General features: G+C 56.5%; 16 protein-coding genes. 14 read left to right on the plus strand and 2 right to left on the minus strand.

Annotation, left to right across the window (positions count from 1 at the left end):
* Positions 1-32 precede the first annotated feature (32 nt).
* On the minus strand, positions 33-1,547 hold the full coding sequence (locus tag PEL01S_RS24195; RefSeq protein ID WP_163767751.1) for a sensor domain-containing diguanylate cyclase: 1,515 nt from the start codon (positions 1,545-1,547) through the stop codon (positions 33-35).
* 197 nt (positions 1,548-1,744) lie between these two features.
* On the opposite strand from PEL01S_RS24195, the gene PEL01S_RS24200 reads away from it, so the two are divergent.
* The 7 genes from PEL01S_RS24200 (at position 1,745) to PEL01S_RS24230 (ending at position 10,220) form a co-directional block, all read left to right on the plus strand.
* Positions 1,745-4,249 (plus strand): U32 family peptidase, encoded by a 2,505-nt coding sequence (locus tag PEL01S_RS24200; RefSeq protein WP_127462095.1) that lies wholly within the window; start codon positions 1,745-1,747, stop codon positions 4,247-4,249.
* A gap of 286 nt (positions 4,250-4,535) precedes the next feature.
* Entirely contained in the window at positions 4,536-5,621 is a 1,086-nt protein-coding gene (locus PEL01S_RS24205) for an ABC transporter ATP-binding protein (protein WP_127462096.1), read from the plus strand.
* The gene (locus PEL01S_RS24210; protein ID WP_063183216.1) at positions 5,614-6,327 is read left to right on the plus strand and encodes an ABC transporter permease subunit; all 714 of its coding nucleotides are present in this window, start codon (positions 5,614-5,616) and stop codon (positions 6,325-6,327) included. Before PEL01S_RS24205 ends, PEL01S_RS24210 begins: the two co-directional genes overlap by 8 nt.
* A gap of 61 nt (positions 6,328-6,388) precedes the next feature.
* Positions 6,389-7,780 carry a GldG family protein gene (locus tag PEL01S_RS24215; RefSeq protein ID WP_010496878.1) on the plus strand — a complete coding sequence of 464 codons (1,392 nt, stop codon included), beginning with the start codon at positions 6,389-6,391 and terminating at the stop codon, positions 7,778-7,780.
* Positions 7,777-8,766: a DUF4340 domain-containing protein gene (locus PEL01S_RS24220; protein WP_127462097.1), complete on the plus strand. Its 990-nt coding sequence runs from the start codon at positions 7,777-7,779 to the stop codon at positions 8,764-8,766. The genes PEL01S_RS24215 and PEL01S_RS24220 overlap by 4 nt, the downstream gene beginning before the upstream one ends.
* Positions 8,767-8,910: 144 nt before the next feature.
* Entirely contained in the window at positions 8,911-9,135 is a 225-nt protein-coding gene (locus PEL01S_RS24225) for a spore coat protein (RefSeq protein WP_010496881.1), read from the plus strand.
* A 26-nt stretch (positions 9,136-9,161) separates the two neighbouring features.
* Positions 9,162-10,220 carry a spore coat protein gene (locus PEL01S_RS24230; protein WP_063188544.1) on the plus strand — a complete coding sequence of 353 codons (1,059 nt, stop codon included), beginning with the start codon at positions 9,162-9,164 and terminating at the stop codon, positions 10,218-10,220.
* A 97-nt stretch (positions 10,221-10,317) separates the two neighbouring features.
* Here the strand turns inward: PEL01S_RS24230 and PEL01S_RS24235 are convergent, their stop codons facing one another.
* Positions 10,318-10,641 (minus strand): VOC family protein, encoded by a 324-nt coding sequence (locus PEL01S_RS24235; RefSeq protein ID WP_127462098.1) that lies wholly within the window; start codon positions 10,639-10,641, stop codon positions 10,318-10,320.
* Between the two features lie 75 nt (positions 10,642-10,716).
* Between PEL01S_RS24235 and PEL01S_RS24240 the strand changes: the two genes are divergently transcribed.
* From PEL01S_RS24240 to pcrA, 7 genes are all read left to right on the plus strand, one after another.
* Positions 10,717-11,421, plus strand: a complete 705-nt coding sequence (locus PEL01S_RS24240) for a response regulator transcription factor (RefSeq protein ID WP_127462099.1) — start codon at positions 10,717-10,719, stop codon at positions 11,419-11,421.
* Positions 11,418-12,527 carry a sensor histidine kinase gene (locus PEL01S_RS24245; protein ID WP_127462100.1) on the plus strand — a complete coding sequence of 370 codons (1,110 nt, stop codon included), beginning with the start codon at positions 11,418-11,420 and terminating at the stop codon, positions 12,525-12,527. The genes PEL01S_RS24240 and PEL01S_RS24245 overlap by 4 nt, the downstream gene beginning before the upstream one ends.
* A 108-nt stretch (positions 12,528-12,635) precedes the next feature.
* Positions 12,636-13,418, plus strand: a complete 783-nt coding sequence (locus PEL01S_RS24250; protein WP_036683108.1) for an ABC transporter ATP-binding protein — start codon at positions 12,636-12,638, stop codon at positions 13,416-13,418.
* A complete protein-coding gene (locus PEL01S_RS24255) occupies positions 13,393-15,321 on the plus strand; it encodes an ABC transporter permease (RefSeq protein WP_127462101.1) in 1,929 nt (642 codons plus the stop codon). The genes PEL01S_RS24250 and PEL01S_RS24255 overlap by 26 nt, the downstream gene beginning before the upstream one ends.
* Before the next feature lie 131 nt (positions 15,322-15,452).
* The gene (locus PEL01S_RS24260) at positions 15,453-16,037 is read left to right on the plus strand and encodes a hypothetical protein (protein WP_108535242.1); all 585 of its coding nucleotides are present in this window, start codon (positions 15,453-15,455) and stop codon (positions 16,035-16,037) included.
* A 302-nt stretch (positions 16,038-16,339) separates the two neighbouring features.
* Positions 16,340-17,023 (plus strand): heptaprenylglyceryl phosphate synthase, encoded by a 684-nt coding sequence (gene pcrB, locus PEL01S_RS24265; protein ID WP_127462104.1) that lies wholly within the window; start codon positions 16,340-16,342, stop codon positions 17,021-17,023.
* Positions 17,024-17,039: 16 nt separating this feature from the next.
* Positions 17,040-19,058, plus strand: a 2,019-nt coding sequence (pcrA, locus tag PEL01S_RS24270) for a DNA helicase PcrA (protein ID WP_127462102.1), incomplete at its 3' end; no start/stop codon positions are given.

Raw genomic sequence — 19,058 nt, forward strand, 5'->3', positions numbered from 1 at the left:
CGCACTTACAGGGCAAACGCCCTGTTTTTTTGTTAACCGGCTGCCTCGTCGGTACTGCCATAGCATACCGTCCGGTTGCGGCCTTCGGCCTTGGCTTGATACAGCGCCTTATCCGCCAGATCGATCAATTGCTCGGGGGGAGCAGATGCGTCGGGCACGAGAGAAGCAAGCCCCAGGCTAACTGTAACATGTTCGTTTGCGTCCGACGGTTTGAACGGCAAAGCGAGCCGTTCTACGGCCATCCGGATCGCCTCCGCCCATTCGTAAGCTTCCTCCGCCCCGACCTCCGTTAAAATACAGGCAAATTCCTCGCCCCCATACCGCGCGATGAAATGAGATTTTTGCAGCAGTACGGCGTTGGCCGTCAAGGCGATTGTGCGCAGCACCTCATCCCCACCCAAATGCCCGTGCGAATCGTTATAGGCCTTAAAATGATCCACATCGAACATAATGACGGATAGCGGAGATCGGTTCGCCGCGCAGCCCGACCAGGCTTTGACCAAATGCTCATCCAGCTTTCGGCGGTTGGCGATGCCCGTCAGACCGTCGAGGTCCGACAGCTTTTGCAGGAGGCTCAGCGCTTCCTGCAGCTGGCGTTCGGTCGTTTTGCGGCCCGTGATGTCTCTTAGCGTGACGAGCAGGGCGGCGTTACCTTTATATACCGTAGGCGACACGGACAGCTCCACGATGATTTCGGTGTCGTCCAGGCATACGAGCTTTTGCTCGATCAGCTCGGGCTGCGTTTTGCCCGAACGAATGTCCTGGCAGCGCGTCCAGGACGTATTGCGGTTGTCCGGATGAAAGAAGTCGTAGATCGGCTGGCCGAGCAGTTCTTTTCTTGCGGCCGCCCGCAGCAGCCGGACCCCTTTTTCGTTGATAAAGACAATCAGATCCTGGCTCAGCACAAGGGTGGCGTCCGGCGAAGCCGTAATGAGCCGCTTGTAGCGCGCTTCGCTTTGCTGCAATTTCTTGGTCGATTCATGGGCCCGGACGATGGAAAGAAACGTATATGTGGACAGCAGCCCGACGGTGGTGGATATGACCCAATGATAAGCGAGAACGCTTGCGACTTGGCCTTGCAGGCCGTTCAGGCCAAACTGCATAGCTACGGCAACGGACACATAAATCATCGCGACGGTATTCAGCAGCAAAAACCGCCGCATGGATATGCCCTTGTTCCCTGCCAGTGCTCCGCAGGTGATGCCGATCAGCATAATGAGGATCGAGGGGAGGACGGAAGTATAGGAAGGACCGAACAAGCCGATTCGTCCGGACATGATGACTGCGGCGCTGAAGACGGCGGATACCGGCCCGCCCTGCATTGCGGCGACTACGATTGGGATATGACGAAGGTCGACGATGACGGACTCATTCAAGCGCACGCTGTAAATCATAAGCAGAATACCTTGCAGGCCGAAGCAAACCCCTGCCGCCGCCCTCATTTTCCATGAAGAAGACGGCCTCAGCCGGTAGTCCTTGAACAGTTGGCCGATGATAAAAAATGAGGTCACCAGCAGCGACGCATTCGTTATGAAATCTTTGAACATCGCGTCCTCCGAATCGGATCGTTTCGAACTAAGTAAAGTACCTTCAATATTCGTCATAATCCGACAAATTTCCTCTTTATTCGTCGTTTCCAGTTTTTGATGTTAAGTGCGCGTTGGCAAGGGCTTGCCATGGTTTGTCGCCCCCGTTTCTGGTACACTAGTAGGAAAAGCGTTTTTTTCGGAGGAATGAATTCAACATGCGTGAACTTCGCAAATCAGATATCGAGCTGCTGGCGCCTGCGGGTGATTGGGATTGCTTGCGGGCCGCCGTGGCGAACGGGGCGGACGCGGTCTTTTTCGGAGTCGAAAAATTCAATGCGCGGGCCCGGGCCAACAATTTTCATACGGACGAGCTGCCGGATATTATGTCGTTCCTGCACCGCTATGGGGTGAAGGGCTTTTTGACGTTTAATATTTTAGTGTTTGAAGAAGAGCTGGAGGATGCGAAATCCTTGATCGAGTCCTGTATCGATGCTGGCGTCGACGCGGTGATCGTGCAGGACCTGGGTCTGGTGAAAATGATCCGCGAGCTTTCGCCGGATTTCCCGATTCACGGTTCGACACAGATGACGATTACGTCGCCCGAAGCCGTCGAGTTCACGAAGCCGTTCGATATGGAGCGGGTCGTGCTCGGACGGGAGAACAATCTGAAGCAAATCAAGCAAATCGGCGATCAGGCGAAGCTGCCGATGGAGGTGTTCGTGCACGGGGCGCTGTGCGTTTCGTATTCCGGACAGTGTCTGACCTCGGAGATGTGGGGAGGACGCTCGGCGAACCGTGGCGAGTGCGCGCAGGCGTGCCGGCTGCCGTACGATCTGATGGTTGACGGGGAGCAGAAGCCGATGGGCGATGTAGCCTACCTGCTGTCGCCCAAAGATTTGGCGGCGCTGGAGCTTGTTCCGGAGCTGATCGAAGCGGGCGTCACCTCCTTCAAGATCGAAGGCCGGCTGAAGAGTCCGGAATACGTGGCGAATGTCGTGGCGAAGTACCGGCGCGCGATCGACCGTTATTTTGACGGCGACAATCCGCAGCCGACGAAGGAAGAGCTGCGGGAGCTGGAGCAGAGCTTTTCGCGCGGGTTCACGCACGGATTTTTGAAGGGCACGAACAACAAGCAGCTTGTGGAAGGCACGTATCCCAAGAGCCGCGGCGTGTACGTGGGGCGCGTGAAGCAGGTGCTGCGCGACGGCGTGCTGTGCGAGCTTGAGGCGCCGCTGAAGCGCGGCGACGGCATTTGCTTCGACGCGGGCGACCCGACGAAGAAGGAAGAAGGGGGCCGCGTCTATGATCTGCGCCGCAAAGGCGTGAAGCTGGAAGGCGAAGCGCCGGGCGGGCTGATCGAGATCGTGCCCGGGCGCAGCGACGTCGATCTGAGCCGGGTGCATGTCGGCGACCGGATCTGGAAGACGAACGATCCGCATCTGGACAAGCGGCTGCGCCAGACGTTCGAGACGGACAAGCCGTACCGCGTCTTTCCGGTAAAGGTTAAGGTGACGGGAGCGGCCGGTCAACCGCTGAAGAGCGTCTGGACCGACGTGACGGCCGGGCATACCGTGACGGTCGAATCGGAGCTGCCGCTGGTGCCCGCGGAGAAGCGGCCGATGGATGCGGCGCTGTTCGAGGAGCAGTTCGGGCGGCTCGGCGGAACGGTTTTTGCGCTGGAAGCCGTCGACGTGCATTTGAGCGGCGACTTGATCGTGCCGATGCGTGAGCTGAATCAGATGCGCCGTGAGGCGGCGGAGCTGCTAGTTGCGGAGCGGGAACGCCCGCGCGCTTACATCAAGCGGCGCGCGGACGTCTACGGTGACGCGCCTGCGGCCCCCGTGGCCGCTTCGAACGCACGGCCGTCGCTGACCGCGCTGTGCCGGAGCCTCGAGCAGGTACAGGAGGCCTGTAAGCTGAACGTCGACCTCGTCTATGCCGATTTCGAGTTCATCAAGCAGTTTCCGGCCGCCGTGGAAGCTGCCCGCGCCGCAGGGAAGCGCATCGCGCTGGCGACGCCGCGCATTCACATGCCCGGCGAAACCGGTTATTTCAAAAACATCTTGAACCTCGGCCCCGATGCCGTGCTTGTGCGCAATACGGGCGCCGTTTACTGGTTCATGCGGTACTTCGCGGAGCATCCGGCAGAAGCGCGCCCCGAGCTGATCGGCGATTTCTCGCTGAATATCGCCAACCACAAGGCGGCGGCTTTGTTCGTGGAAGCGGGACTTCAGCGCGTGACGCCGTCCTACGACCTGAACATTCAGCAAATGATCGATCTGCTGCGCCGGACCGATACGTCGAAGCTGGAGATCGTTATTCATCAGCATCTGCCGATGTTCCACACCGAGCACTGCGTCTACTGCACATTCATGAGTCCGGGTACGAACTACACGAACTGCGGCCGACCGTGCGAGGAGCAGCGGGCATCGCTGCGCGACCGCGTTGGCTTCTCGCACCCGGTGCGGGTCGACGAAGGCTGCCGCAACACGGTGTACAACGCCATCGATCAATCGGGCGCGGAGTATCTCGCCAACTTTATGGAGCTTGGCGTATCCTCCTACCGCGTGGAGTTCCTGGAGGAGACGGCGGAGAAGGTGCGCGAGGTGCTTGGCCTCTATGACCGCGCCTTGCGCGGGGAGATCGGCGGCACGCAGGTATGGAAGACACTGAAAGCGACCAATCAGCTTGGCGTGACCCGCGGGCAGCTCGTGAAGTAAGCTTTTCTTTATGGATTGGACATAGCATCATTGCAAAATAAGCCTCGCCGTAATCTCGGAAGTCCAAACATTCCGGGATCGCAGCGGGGCTTTTCGTTTAAGTGTAGGAGCGAGAAAAGTTAGTTCACAATTTAGACACAAATTTTTAATCCAATTTTCAGCTTCGATTAAGCTCTCATTATTGTTTCGTTTGTATATTGTTGTTGGTCTGTTGGTAGGTTAAGCGGCACGCAAGATGGAAATGGATGATAGTAAGGAAACCATTTGTCAGATGGGAGGGTATGACGTGCTTGAGGTGAAACAAGTCAGTAAATTATACGAGAACCAAAGAGGGGTCCGGCACATCGATTTCTCGATGAGCCGCGGAGAAATCGTCGGTTTCCTCGGGCCGAACGGCGCCGGGAAAACGACGACGATGCGGATGATCACGGGCTACTTGAATCCGACGCACGGCACGATCACGATTGACGGCTTGTCCATGGCGGACCACCCGAAGAAGGCGCGGCAGAAGATCGGGTATTTGCCCGAGACACCGCCGCTATACCCCGAAATGAGCGTTAGGGCGTACTTGCAGTTTATTGCGGATCTGCGCGGCATTCCGGTGAGGGAGCAGAAGCAGCGCATCGGCGGGGTGATTGAGCGGCTTGGTCTGGAAGGGCGCGAGCGGCAAATTATCCGCAGCCTGTCCAAGGGCTACAAGCAGCGGATCGGCCTTGCCCAGGCGATCCTGCATAACCCGGATCTGCTCGTGCTCGACGAGCCGACCTCCGGCCTCGACCCGAAGCAGATTATCGAGATTCGCCAGCTCATTCGTGAGCTGGGCGAGAATCATACCGTGCTGCTGAGCACGCACATTTTGCCGGAGATCAACACGCTGTGCAACCGGGTGTTGATCATTAACCAGGGCAGCATCGTGCTGGACGGCCAGCCCGATCAGCTGGCGAACACGATGGGCGAGACGTTCGAGGTCTCGCTTGAAGTGAAAGGCCCGCGTGAAGCGGTGCTGGCGGAGCTTCGCGGCACGCCCGGGGTCGGCAGCGTGCGGGAGCTTGCGGGCGAACCGACGGCAGCATCCGCTCTTGCGGCCGAGCCGACCGCGTCGGCCGATGCCGAAGCTGCGGAGCCGGCTGTAGCCGTCTCTGCCGAAGGCGAAACCGTGAAAGTCGTTGTCGCCTCGACGGATAAGACGGACATTCGTGAAACGTTGTTTTACCGGATGGCCGATAAGCGCTATCCGATTGTGTCGATGAAGAAGGAAAGCCTCAGCCTGGAGGACATCTTCCTGAAGCTGACGACGAACGAGGCGCTGGATTCGGCGGCCGCGGACGCCAGCCCGACACCGGAAGAAGAGGAGGCGGTTCCTCATGCGTAGAACGCTGGCTTTAGCCAAGAAAGAGCTGCAAATGTATTTTTACTCACCGATCGCTTATGCGGCGTTTGCGTTCTTTTTCGTCATTGCCGGGTACTTCTTCAGCGCGAATTTCCTGTACCCGCCCTATGTTGTCGACGTGCGGCCGATTTTTGGCACGATTACGTTCATTTTCCTGTTCATCGTTCCGCTGCTGACCATGCGGCTCGTCTCTGACGAGCTGCGGATGGGTACGGACGAACTGCTGTTGACGTCGCCTGCAAGCATCTCGGAGATCGTGATCGGCAAATATTTGGCGGCGCTCGTCGTCCAACTGCTGCTGGTCGTAGGAAGCTTGATCTATCCGCTGATTTTGAGTGCTTACGGCACCTTGGATCATCCCGTGCTGTGGATGTCTTACCTCGCGATGTTCCTGCTTGGAGCGGCGATGATGGCTGTCGGCCTGTTTGCTTCTTCGCTATCCGCACACCAGATGGTTTCGGGGATCGCGGGCTTTGCGCTGCTGCTCTTGTTCTGGACGATCGAATGGCTGGGCGACACCATCGGCGGCAAAGTCAAGGACTACCTCGGCACCTTCTCGATTGTCGGCCGGGCCGCGAATTTTCAGAAAGGCGTGCTTGATTTCGCCGACGTCCTTTTCTATGTGACGTTCATTGCGGTGTTCGTCGTGCTCAGCATTCAAGTGCTCGAAAGAAAACGGTGGAGATAAGCGCAAGCTCGAGATTCCGCGTACCTGCGGAAGAAGTCCAAGCAGAAGGGGGAAAGGCAAAGTGAACAAGTGGATTCGCGGCACGAACGCGACCGTGCTGTCACTGGCGGTCATCGGCATTTTCATCGTGCTGACCATTTTTCTGAGTTCGGTCAAGGGCCTGCAGGTCGACCTTACGCAAAATAAAAAATTTACGCTGTCCGATCAGACGACCCAGACACTTCAGGCGCTGGATAAAGACGTGCACATCATATCGCTGACAAGCGATCAAACCGATCCGTACATCAAGCGCCAGGTCATCGATCTGGTACAGGAGTACAAGAAACGAAACGGAAAAATTACGTTTGACGAATACGATATCATCAAACAGCCGGCCATCGCCAAGCAGTACGAGACCGATCCTTCGGGAACGCTCGTAGTCGAGAGCGGCACGCAGAAGAAAACGATCTATTATTACGACATGTTCCTGCCCGGCCAACAGCAGGGTCAATACAAGTTCAGCGGCGAGGAGAAGCTGACGCAGGCGCTGGTCAATCTGAACAGCAAGGAGAAGAGCAAGGTTTACTTCCTCTCCGGGCATAACGAAATTCCGCTTAGCTCAATGAACATGTGGAAGAGCGGCCTCGAAGGCGAGAACTACGAGGTGAAGGATCTCAACCTGCTGCGCGAGGGCAAAATCCCGGATGACGCCAGCATGCTGTTCATCATCGGACCGGAGAGCGATGTCAGCGACAAGGAAGCCGAGCTGATCAAGACGTATTTGAACGGCAAGGGCAAGCTGTATCTGGCGCTGGGCTTCAATAAAGATATGGCAACCAACTGGAAAAATATCGATGCGATCATGGCGACATACGGTATTAAAGACCAGCACGCCGTGGCGATCGAGCCGAAGCAGAGCATGCTGTACGATCCGCTCACGATCATTCCGGAATACGGTAACCATAACATTACGAGCAAGCTGCAGCAGTACAACCTGCTGACGATGATGACTCTGGCCGTCTCGCTGAATGCGGATCAGCCTGTAGCGGACTTCCCGGTAACGTCGATTCTTAAGACGACCGAACAAGCCTACGGCGAAACCGATCTGAAGACACTCGCCAACAGCAGTCGCAGCGTCAAGGACGCGAATGACGTGAAGGGGCCGCTCAACCTTGGCTACGTTGTCGAAGATAAAGACAAGAAGCCGAAGGCCGTCGTGCTCGGCGGATCGACGTTGTTCGACGATCGCGTCATCGCGCAGCAGGGCAACCGTGACTTTGCACTGAATACGGTCGGTTGGCTGCAGGAGCAGCAAAATCAAGTGACGATTCGTCCGCGTGAAGGCGACGCCATCCAGACGGCGATGCTGACCGCAGGGCAGGGGAATATGATTTTCTACGGCACGGTGCTGGTCTTCCCATTCCTCTTCCTGATCGCGGGCGGCGTGGTTTGGTGGAGGAGGAGAAAAGGATGAAGCGGTTAATCCCGACGCTCGTTCTGGTTCTTGTCTGCATCGGAGGCTTCTGGTACGCGTCCAGTCAGGACTTCTTCAAGGAGAAGAAGCCGGAAGCGCCGGCGCTTGTCACGGTGAAAAAAGAAGATGTGGCGAGCTATACGATCAAAAACGGCGAAACCATCATCGAAATGCAGCAAAAGGACGGCAAATGGGCGATGACCAAGCCGTCTCCGCTTCCGCTGAACGACAACGCTCCCGGAGCTTGGGTCGATTCGTTCAACGGGGCCAAGAAAGAAAAAACTGTCGATGCCAACCCGACCGATCTGGCTCAATTCGGGCTCGACAAGCCGAAGCAGGAGTTTACGGTGAACCTCACCGGCGGTACGGCGAATACACTGTCCGTAGGCGACAAGACCGCCGTTCAAGGATTTTATTATGCGAAGTTTAATTCTTCGCCGGAAGTGTTCCAGCTTAGCGAATCTACGGTGAATGCGCTGGCGAAGCAGCAGACCGATTTTATGGAAAAGAGTCCGGTTAAGCTGAACTACGAGCAAGTCCGCTCACTGACGGTCGATTGGAAAGGCCAGGCCTGGACGATCACCAAGACCGAGCCAGACAAGAAGTCGTACGAGGCGGTGTGGAAGCTCGGCGACAAGGAGTTCAAGGGCGCGGATGCGAGCCAGTTTTTGGATAAAACGGCGTTCCTGACTTCGGAGCAGCCAGCTAAGCGGACCGCTGAGATCAAGGGGCTGGATAAGCCGCAGCTGCGCATGGAGATTAAGGAAGCCGATGCGTCCGCCGGAGGCAAGGAAAGTTCCTCCGTCTACGTCGGAGCCGTCGAGGGCGATAACGTCTGGATCGCGAAGCAGGGCGGAGAATGGGCCTTCGCCATTCCGTCCGCGAGCATTCAGGAGCTGGCCGATTTGAGCAAGAAGGAGCCGGCCAAGCCGGAGACTCCCCAAGGAGAGGCGCCGAAGCAAGAAGCGCCGAAGGGGCAGAAATAAAGCAATAGGACGTCTGTCGGGACTGGGTCCCGGCATGGCGTCCTTTTTGTTTTAGCAGATGACTGAAAAATAAATTTGGACCGTCATACATATTTTCCCACCATTCGGGAAATCTAAGGCCAACAAGGAAGGAGGAGGATTGGGATGATTACAGGCCAACAGCAAGGAACGGTTAGCACGAAGGAGCTTTCCTATATTACGGACTGCCTCAAAAACGAGGAACTTCTCGCCAAAATTGCAGCTCAAGGCGTAGCCGAAAGCCAGAATCCGCAGCTGAAGCAGAAGCTGGCGCAGATCGCGCAGGACCGTCTGCAAAATACGGACCAACTGCTCCGTACGCTGCAGCAGCAAACGCAAACCACCCACTAGGGCAACCATAAGGAGGTGCGGTAAACATGTATCAGCAAAACTTCTCCGGTCTCCAGCCGGCACAGACCCAGCCGCTTCACTTTCACTTGAACGAGCAGGATGTCGCGAACCTCGTCTTGTCCGAGCTTAAGCGCACGGCCCGCGAGTATACGACCGCCGCATTGGAGGCGACGCATCCGGCGGTTCGCCAAACCTTTGTATCGTTGACGCAAAAGACGCTGCAGGATCAGGCCGAGCTGTACAGCGTGTTGTCTCAATCGGGCGGATACGGCTCCATCAGCATGGCTTCGCAGCAAGAAGTGCAGCAGGAGCTCCAGCAGCAGCTTCGCAAGACCGAGCAGCTCCATTCGGTCGTTCATCAGGCAGTGCAGGCCGCTTATGCAGGCGGAAACCTGTATGCACAAAGCGCCCATCAGCAGCCGCAGGCTTACCCGCAAGCCCAGCCGCTCTACCAAGCGCCGGTGCATCAGACGGGCTATCCGTCCGGCAGCGCGACTGCGACTTCCTCAACCGCATCGCCTTACGGCGGCAGCAGCTTTACTGCGATTCCGAGCGGCACTTACGGCCAGACGACCGGCTCCGGCCTCAGTCATACGACGACCGGTTCGAGCTCTTACGGTTCAAGCATCGGCACAACGGCCGGTTCGAGTTTAACCGGCACGGGGGCGGGTCAAACGAGCGGAGCAAGCGCCTATAATCCGGGCCTCAGTCAAGCGGTCGGTTCCAGCTTCGGGAGCTCGCTTTCCTCCTCTGCCGGGGCGCACAACAACGAATATGGTGTGAAATCCTCCGTCACCGGGACGGACAACCAAGACTATTTCTCGGCCAGATCAGTCCAAGATTACAACAATAACAAATACAGCAGCGGGCATGAGACTTACGCCGGGACCACGTCCTCGCACAATACAAGCTATGCCCCGTCGTCTTCCGTCCGCTCTGCCGGCAGCAGCTCGAGCTTCGGCAGCGTCTCCTCGGGAGCCGAAGCGTCAACGTCGGGTCAAGCTTCCGCATCCGGCTCGTATCGTAGTAAAACGCAGTCGCCTTCCCAGCATGGCACGACCCATAGCAGCAAATATATGATGTAAGGCGCTTTAGCCCGGCCCGGACAGGACCTTCCAGGTTCCGCCGGGCTTTTTTCTGCGCAAGGTTTTATTTCCGGGAACAGCCGGCCTGGGCCGCATTTTATGTCAGCCGTTGGACGAACTCAAGCCGGTTGCCGAACGGGTCCAGGCAGTGAAAGCGAAGCATGTCTTCCAGCGGCACGTCCTCCCGGATGAGGATTCCCTTCTCTGCTAACGCTTGCTTAAGCTTTACGAGATTCTTGACCTGAAAAGCCGGATGCGCTTTCGACGCAGGAGCGAAGTCGGTCTGCACACCGATATGCACCTCATGAGGGCCGCAGGCGAACCATACGCCGCCGCGCGCGCGAAGCGGCCCGGGCTTCGGAATTTCCCGCATTCCCAGCAACTCTCCGTAAAAAGCCCGCGCCTCTTCTTGGAGCCGCATCAAGCACGGCTAACCGAGTCTTGCAAAAAAAGGGTATAATATTTCCGTAGCGAAACGGAGAGGGGACTTGGGAAGATGTATCGTATTCTGATCGTGGAGGATGACGATAAGATTGCCGGTATCCTTCAGGAATACTTGGAAAAGTACGGGTACGAAGCGGTTCGGACGACCGATTATAAACATATTAAAGACGCGTTCCTTCGGCATAAGCCCGAGCTTGTGCTGCTCGATATCAATTTGCCTAGCTATGACGGCTTTTATTGGTGCCGTCAGATTCGCACCGTCTCCAGCGTGCCGATCTTGTTCATGTCCGCGCGGGTCGGGGAAATGGACCAGATCATGGCGATTGAGAACGGCGGCGACGATTACATAACGAAGCCGTTTCATTCGGAAGTCGTCATGGCGAAGATCAAAAGCGCTCTGCGCCGTGCCTATGGGGAATATGCACAGGTGCAGACCGGACGCGAGCTGACGGAGCTGAACGGCCTGTTCATCGACCGGACCCGGAACTCGGCCGAATGGCAGGGACGCAGAGTGGACCTCAGCCGCAACGAGCTGCTGCTGCTGGATCTCCTGCTGAAGCAGGCGGGGGAAGTCGTGTCCCGCGAACGGCTGCTTGAAGCGCTGTGGGACGATATCGACTTTGTCGACGACAATACGCTGACGGTGAATGTGACGAGGGTGCGCAAAAAATTAGAGGAGCTCGGCATCACGCATGCCATCGAAACGGTCCGTGGCCAAGGGTACCGGCTTCAGTCTTCCTGGGAGGGCGAAGGATGAGCTTTCGCGACTTTTTGGCCGACCGCATCGGATTTATCGTCATTTATTGGATCAATGTGGGCTTAATCGCGGCAGTCGTACAACTGGACCTGCTGGGTAAAAACGTATCGCTCGACGGAAGCAATATCGCCTACATGGCTGTACTATCGGCAGCGGGGCTCGCTTCGTTCTTGCTCCTCGACTACATCAGACAGCGCGGGTATTTCCAAGGCCTTCGAAGTCTGAAGCAAAGTGGGCTGACCGGCCGCAAGCCCAAGGCGATGGAGGGTGTCATAAGCCTGCCTACGGGCGTCACTCGGGAGCAGCGGAGTGCCGTAGAGCTGCTGTTGGAATTATACGGCGCTTATACCGACCGGCTCGAGAAGCATCGGGCTTCCCAAGATCAGTTCCAAACATTCGTTCGGTTGTGGGTGCATCAAATGAAAACGCCGGTGTCCGTCATTGGACTGCTGACCGAGCAGCCGCACGCCGCGCCGAAGGAAGCGCCCCAACGTCCGGTAGGGGTAGTGCTGGAGAGCATCCAGGAAGAAAACGAGAAGCTGCGTCATGGCCTCGACATGATGCTGCATACGGCACGGCTTGAGAAGTTCGAGGCGGATCTTCGCATGCAGAAGGTCGATCTGCTGCAAGCGGTCCGCCATGTCATCAACGAGCACAAGAAGGCATGCATCCGCTACCGGATATATCCGAAGCTGATTGCCAGCCACGAAGCGTGCTACATCGATACGGACGATAAATGGCTCGGCATCATTTTGCATCAAATCGTCTCGAATGCGATTAAATATTCCAAAAGCAAGCACGACGGCAGCAAATCGCTGATCGTGACGATCACGAAGGACAGCAACGGCTGCCACGCTGTATTTCAGGACGAAGGGATCGGCATCGCCGAGCAGGATCTTCCGCGGGTGTTCGATCCTTTTTTTACCGGCGAGAACGGCAGGCTCGTCGCCGAATCGACCGGTATGGGGCTGTTTGTCGCCAAGGAAGCGTGCCGGAGGCTTGGACACCGGCTCGAGATCGAATCGAAGCTCGGGGAAGGTACGATCGTCCGCCTTCATTTTCCACGCAGCGGAGCGCTGCACGAAGGGCTGCTGCCCCTAAAGTGACAGTGTTGTAAGAAAACGGGATCGCGATGTAAGGTGAATCGATGGCTGGGCCGGCGGAACCTTCGTATACTACAGGCAGAGTGAAGAGATCAAAGGAGGACCCGCATCGTGACTACTGTACTGAAGACGGACGCCTTGTCCAAAATATACGGCAGCGCCGGCAAAGGCGTCGTTTATAAAGCGCTCGAGCATATCTCGCTGGAAATCGGACGGGGAGAATTCACCGGTATTATGGGGCCGTCGGGCAGCGGCAAGACGACGCTGCTCAATCTGCTCGCCACGATCGACAAACCGACCTCGGGACATATTGAAATCAACGGCACCGACCCGGCGGGGCTGAACAATAAGCAGCTTGCTTTATTCCGCCGCCGCGAGCTCGGCTTCGTGTTTCAAGATTTCAACCTGCTGGAGACGCTCTCGATCAAAGAAAACATCATTTTGCCGCTCGTGCTGGAAGGGACGAAGCCTTCCGAGATTGAACGGCGTGTGGCAGAAATCGCCGAGGTTCTCGGCATTACCCCGATTTTATCCAAACGGACGTACGAGGTATCCGGGGGGCAGCAGCAGCGCACGGCCATTGCGCGCGCCATCATTCATCGTCCGTCGTTGCTGCTGGCGGACGAATTGACAGGTAATCTGGATTCGAAGGCGGCCAAGGACGTGATGGAGTCGCTGCGAGGCCTTAACGAGGAGCGGGAAGTGACCATCCTGATGGTGACGCACGATCCATTTGCTGCCAGCTACTGCAAGCGGGTCTTGTTCATCAAGGACGGCAAGCTTTTCTCGGAAATTCGCCGCGGCGCGAACCGTCAAGCTTTTTTTCAGCAAATTTTGGACACCCTGAGCGTGCTGGGAGGGAACTTCGATGAACTTCCGACAGCTCGCCCTTAAAAATATTCAAGGCAATTGGCACCGGTATGTCGCATTTTTTCTGAGCAGCGCTTTTTCCGTCATGGTTTTTTATATGTTCGGATCGTTCATTTACCATCCCGAAATCGCAAACGGGAATATCAAAGCCGCGAGCATGGTGAAGCAAGTGCTCTTCGCCTGTCAGATTCTGATCGTCATCTTCTCGTTTTTCTTCGTGCTGTACGCCAGCTTTGCTTTTCTCAAGACGCGCAAGAAAGAATTCGGCCTGCTCACCTTGTTCGGAATGACCCGTTCGCAGATCTGTCGCCTGATGTTCTACGAGCAGATGATGATCGGCCTGCTGTCGATCGGCGTCGGGATCGGTACCGGCATGCTGTTCTCGAAGCTGTTTTTCCTGGCTATTGCACGTTTGCTTCAAATAGATAGTCCGATCCGCTTCGTCGTGCCGTCCCAGGCGCTGCTTCAGACGGTCATCGGCTTTCTGGCCTTGTTTCTCGCGATGACCTTGTTTGCGATGTTTAGCGTGGGCCGTAGCCAGATCATCGCGCTATTGCGGGCGGCCAAACAGCCGAAGAAGCCTCCCGTGGCTTCGCCGTGGCTTACCGTCTTGGCGGTTGTTTGCCTTGGAGGCGGCTATTATTTGGCGTTTACGACTTCGCTGAGGCTTATTTTGCACCTTATGCTGCCGATCATTTTTTTAACCGTACTCGGCACCTATTTCCTGTTTACGCAGGCGAGCGTGGCGATGATCCGCAGTTTGCAGCGAATGACGGGCTTTTACTACAACAGGACAAATATGATTGCCGTCTCGCAGCTTGCGTTCAAAATGAAAGACAACGCGCGCACGCTGTTCGTCGTTTCGGTTTTGAGCGCGGTCATTTTGACGGCATCGGGCACGATTTACGTGTTTTATAAGAACAGCGACAAGCAGGCGATGGAGCAGTTTCCGAATACGATAAGCTTTACCCAACAAGGGCTCACTGCTCCTAAAGGGATAGACCCCGAGAAGATCAAGGCCGTATTGGCCGCTGAAAGAGCGAGCGTAGCTAAAGAATTGAAAATCGCAGGCGCACAGGTCCCGCTTAAGCTGGACGGCTCCCGCGCATCCGATACGACGGCGCTGCTCATATCGGAATCGGATTACAATCGGGCAGCGGAAGGAATCGAGTATGCAGCTCCGCTTCAGATCGCGCCGGGGCATGCCGTATTCAGCTATCCTTACCGAATGAGCGACATCAAACTAATGGAAAAGGGTTCGCAGCGAACCGTTCAATTAAACGGGCAAACCTGGCCGCTGGAGATGGACGGGCAGGTAACGGGAGGCGTCATCAATCTGGTAGGAGAAGCGAGCGGGCTGCTCGTGGTCAATGACGGGGAATATGCGCAGATGATGGGCAAGGTGCCTGACGACCGGAAGCTTGTCTATTACGGCTTTGATTTGAACCGCTGGCAGGAGCATATCGATACAGTGGAGAAAGTAAAGCAGTCCATTCCCGAAGATCAGCGGAAAAAGTTATTTAGCCCCGCCTCGATCTACGCCGCAAACAAACAAAGTTCGTCATTGATGCTGCTCATCGGTCTGTTCGTCAGCTTCCTGTTCTTTGTCGCCTCGGCGAGCATGCTGTATTTCAAACTGTTCACCGAGCTGCAGGAAGACGACCATCAATATCGCGCGCTGATGCGGATCGGGATGTCCGTGCCTGAAATCCGGCGCATCATTAACGTGCAGATCGGCTTGCTGTTCCTGCTCCCGGTTGTCGTAGGCGCGGCTCACGCGGCTTTCGCTTACAAGACGCTGGCTAATTTGCTCTCGATGAACGTATGGTCTTACGGGGCGATGGTCATTTCCGTTTTTGCCTTGCTGCAATTTGGTTATTTTCTGCTCACCCGCCGCGCCTACATGGGCCAGATGAAGAGCTTGTAAGCGATCAGACGGTACAAGCAACTCTCATGAGCAAGTGTATTGCTTGGGGCCTTCTCCGCAAGTCTGGTATATTTTTTCGTTTTTGAACCATAATACGAAAAAAAAGCCAACACGGAAGGGGCATCATCCGGGTGAAAATCATCGTCACGCTGCTTCTGGCCGCGGCGCTTCTGTGCGGCTGCACAAGGGAGCCCGATCGCCACGCCACCGATATGAAGACGCTGCAAAAAACGGTCGGCCGCGAGAGGCTGCTTCAGACGTTCAGCCAAATCGAGCCGCCACCGATGGGAAAAGAAATCATGAACAAGTCCGATCAAGAGATCATCGCTTGGATCAAGCAAGTGGACGACTGGACGCATAAAGTGCTTTCTTCGCCGGTTACCGGGGAGATGGACGAACACGCGATGCGCGAGATGCAGACGCAGCTGGGGAAAGTATACACGCCCGACATGGCGCGGCGGATGATCGATTACTTTTACCGCCGGGACCCCCGGATCGGAACGTACCAAGCGAACAGCACCAAGGCGATGCTGGGCCTGCGCAGCGAATGGGGGCAGTACGAGCTGCAAAAATCGCAGCCTGGCGAAGGGCAGTACAAGCTCAGCCTGACCGGCAGATCGAAGCAGGACTACAGCGAATCCGTCATGCATCACGAGTCCGCTTACAGCGTACAAGGCGACCGCTTGATCGTCAGCGAATTCAAGACCCGCTCTTGAACCGCCAAAACACTTTATTTACAGCAGACTGGTGTCTATTACATGCCGGTCTGTTTTTTTGTATGCCGGCTGTGAAAATGGTTTGGTCAAACGTCCGATGCAGACGAACAAGCATTCCTATTCCTTGCTTATTTTATGGTATAATAGGAAGAAGAGCCATTCCCGTCGGCTTCATTGACACCGGGCGCAGGCTCGCATAGACTTGACTTGAGACAGGATGAATCAGCTCCGTACGTTCCTTTTCCGGGGGCGGCGGGCTTGCCGCGTTTAACGGACAGGAGGCAATTTCTTTGCATTTGCGTATGGAAGAATGGAAGCATGTGTTTAAACTTGATCCGGACCGGGAGATCAGCGACGACGCGCTTGAGCGCATCTGCCTCTCCGGCACCGATGCGGTGATGGTCGGCGGCTCGTCCGGCGTCACCTTCGACAACACCGTCGACCTGCTGGCGCGCATCCGTCGGTATGAAGTGCCGTGCGTCTTGGAAGTATCGGACACGGAAGCGATCGTGCCGGGGTTTGACTTGTTTATGATCCCGATCGTGCTGAACGCCGGGGACACGCAGTGGATCGTCGGGCGTCATCAGCAGGCGCTGAAGGAATACGGCGCGATTCTGGATTGGGACGAGCTCGTCCCCGAAGGCTACATTATATTGAACGGCGATTCCACGGCGGCCAGGCTGACCGAAGCCGATGTGCGGCTCGACGCGAAAGATGTGGAGGCCTATGCCCGCATAGCCGATCGTTTGTTCCGCAGCCCGATCGTTTATTTAGAGTACAGTGGTGTGTTCGGCGATATGGAACTGGTCGGCCGGGTGAAGCAGCTTCTTTCCCAGGCGCGGCTATTTTACGGCGGAGGCATCGACAGTCCGGAGAAAGCGCGTGAGGCGGCCAAGGCGGCACATACCGTCGTTGTAGGCAACGCGGTATACGATGATCTTGAACGGGCGCTGGCTACGGTCCCGGCGGTAATGGAAATGCGGTAGAAAGGAAATAAAAATAATGATCAACGAACCTATCGATATACTCAAAGCGATTCAAAAGCTCAACCCGCAGCAAAGACGCGCTGTCGAAACGACGGATGGACCTCTGCTGATCATGGCCGGGGCGGGCAGCGGCAAAACCCGCGTACTGACGCACCGGATCGCATATTTGATCGGGACGCGCAAAGCGGCGCCGTGGAGCATTTTGGCCATTACGTTCACGAACAAAGCGGCGAGGGAGATGCAGGAGCGCGTCAGCGCCCTCGTCGGCCCGCAGGGGCAGGATATTTGGGTATCCACCTTCCACTCGATGTGCGTGCGTATTTTGCGCCGGGACATTTCGCGGATCGGCTTCACGTCGAATTTTACGATTCTCGATTCGGGCGACCAGCTTTCCGTGATCAAAAATTGCATGAAAGAGATGAACATCGACTCGAAAAAATTCGAGCCCAAAGCGGTCCAGGCCGCCATCAGCAACGCCAAGAACGAGCTGCTGACGCCGGAGAAATTCGAGCGCAAAATCGGCGATTACTTCGACGGCATCGTCGCCAAAGTATATTCGTCCTACCAGCGCAAGCTGAAGGCCAACAACTCGCTTGACTTCGACGACCTGATCATGACCACGATCGAGCTGTTCCAGCAAGTGCCCGAGGTGCTCGATTTTTACCAGAACAAATTTCAGTATCTTCACGTCGACGAATATCAGGATACGAACCGCGCCCAGTATATGCTGTGCCGGATGCTGGCCGACAAGTACAAGCGCATTTGCGTCGTCGGCGACAGCGACCAGTCGATTTACCGCTGGCGCGGGGCCGATATCAGCAACATTCTCGATTTCGAAAAAGATTACCCGAACGCCACCACCATTTTGCTCGAGCAAAATTACCGCTCGACCTCGAATATTTTGAACGCCGCGAACAAAGTGATCGCCAACAACACCGGACGCAAGCCCAAAAACCTGTGGACCGACAAGGGCGATGGGCAGAAAATCCGGCTTTACCAAGCCGATTCCGAGCATGAGGAAGGCTATTTCATCACCGGCGAAATCCGCAAAAATGTGGACAAAGGCCGCCGGTTCAGCGACCACGCCATATTGTACCGCACGAACGCGCAGTCCCGGGTTGTTGAGGAAATTTTGATCAAATCGGATATTCCTTATCAGATCGTGGGGGGCATCAAGTTCTACGACCGCAAAGAGATCAAGGACATTCTCGCCTACCTGCGGCTCATCTCGAACCCGGACGACGATATCAGCTTTGCGCGGATCGTCAATGTGCCGAAACGGGGCATCGGAGATACGACCGTTGAGCGGCTGGGTGCAGCGGCGGGGCAATTCGGCGTATCGATGTTTGCGATGCTGGAGAACGTGGACAGCATGGAGATCGGCGCCAAGGCCCGCAACGCGCTGGCGGATTTCCGCGATATGATCGAGAACCTGTACCGGATGGTCGATTATTTGTCCGTAACCGAACTGACGGAAAAAATGCTCGAGATGAGCGGCTATCGTGAGGAACTGAAGCGGGAAAATACGATCGAGTCGCAGGCGCGGCTGGAGAACATCGACGAGTTCCTGTCCGTGACGATGGACTTCGAGAAACGCAACGAGGATAAATCCCTCGTCTCGTTCCTGACCGATCTGGCGCTGATCGCGGACATTGATTCGATGAATCAGGACCCGGAAGCGGGAAAACAAGGCGTCGTGCTCATGACGATGCACAGCGCCAAAGGACTCGAGTTCCCCGTCGTCTTCATCATGGGTCTGGAGGAAGGCGTATTCCCGCACAGCCGCGCCTTGATGGACAACGAGGAGCTGGAGGAGGAGCGGCGCCTCGCCTACGTCGGCATCACCCGGGCCGAGGAGGAGTTGTTCCTCACGTGCGCCCGGATGCGCACGCTGTTCGGACGGACGACGGCGAACGCGCCGTCCCGGTTCCTTCAGGAGCTGCCGCAGGAGCTCCTGGAGACCGTGCGCGCCGGCGGCGGCTTCGGCCGCGGCGGATCAACAACCCCGGCGTGGGCCGGCGGCGAACGCCGCTTC

Origin of the sequence: Paenibacillus elgii NBRC 100335 (genome assembly GCF_004000865.1) — a bacterium.
In the GTDB taxonomy this organism is placed as follows: Bacteria; Bacillota; Bacilli; order Paenibacillales; family NBRC-103111; genus Paenibacillus_G; species Paenibacillus_G elgii.

Coding starts and splice junctions, on each gene's coding strand:
- PEL01S_RS24195 (WP_163767751.1), bottom strand. CDS start 1,547: ATGTTCAAAGATTTCATAACGAATGCGTCGCTGCTGGTGACCTCATTT.
- PEL01S_RS24200 (WP_127462095.1), top strand. CDS start 1,745: ATGCGTGAACTTCGCAAATCAGATATCGAGCTGCTGGCGCCTGCGGGT.
- PEL01S_RS24210 (WP_063183216.1), top strand. CDS start 5,614: ATGCGTAGAACGCTGGCTTTAGCCAAGAAAGAGCTGCAAATGTATTTT.
- PEL01S_RS24220 (WP_127462097.1), top strand. CDS start 7,777: ATGAAGCGGTTAATCCCGACGCTCGTTCTGGTTCTTGTCTGCATCGGA.
- PEL01S_RS24225 (WP_010496881.1), top strand. CDS start 8,911: ATGATTACAGGCCAACAGCAAGGAACGGTTAGCACGAAGGAGCTTTCC.
- PEL01S_RS24230 (WP_063188544.1), top strand. CDS start 9,162: ATGTATCAGCAAAACTTCTCCGGTCTCCAGCCGGCACAGACCCAGCCG.
- PEL01S_RS24235 (WP_127462098.1), bottom strand. CDS start 10,641: ATGCGGCTCCAAGAAGAGGCGCGGGCTTTTTACGGAGAGTTGCTGGGA.
- PEL01S_RS24240 (WP_127462099.1), top strand. CDS start 10,717: ATGTATCGTATTCTGATCGTGGAGGATGACGATAAGATTGCCGGTATC.
- PEL01S_RS24245 (WP_127462100.1), top strand. CDS start 11,418: ATGAGCTTTCGCGACTTTTTGGCCGACCGCATCGGATTTATCGTCATT.
- PEL01S_RS24255 (WP_127462101.1), top strand. CDS start 13,393: ATGAACTTCCGACAGCTCGCCCTTAAAAATATTCAAGGCAATTGGCAC.
- pcrB (WP_127462104.1), top strand. CDS start 16,340: ATGGAAGAATGGAAGCATGTGTTTAAACTTGATCCGGACCGGGAGATC.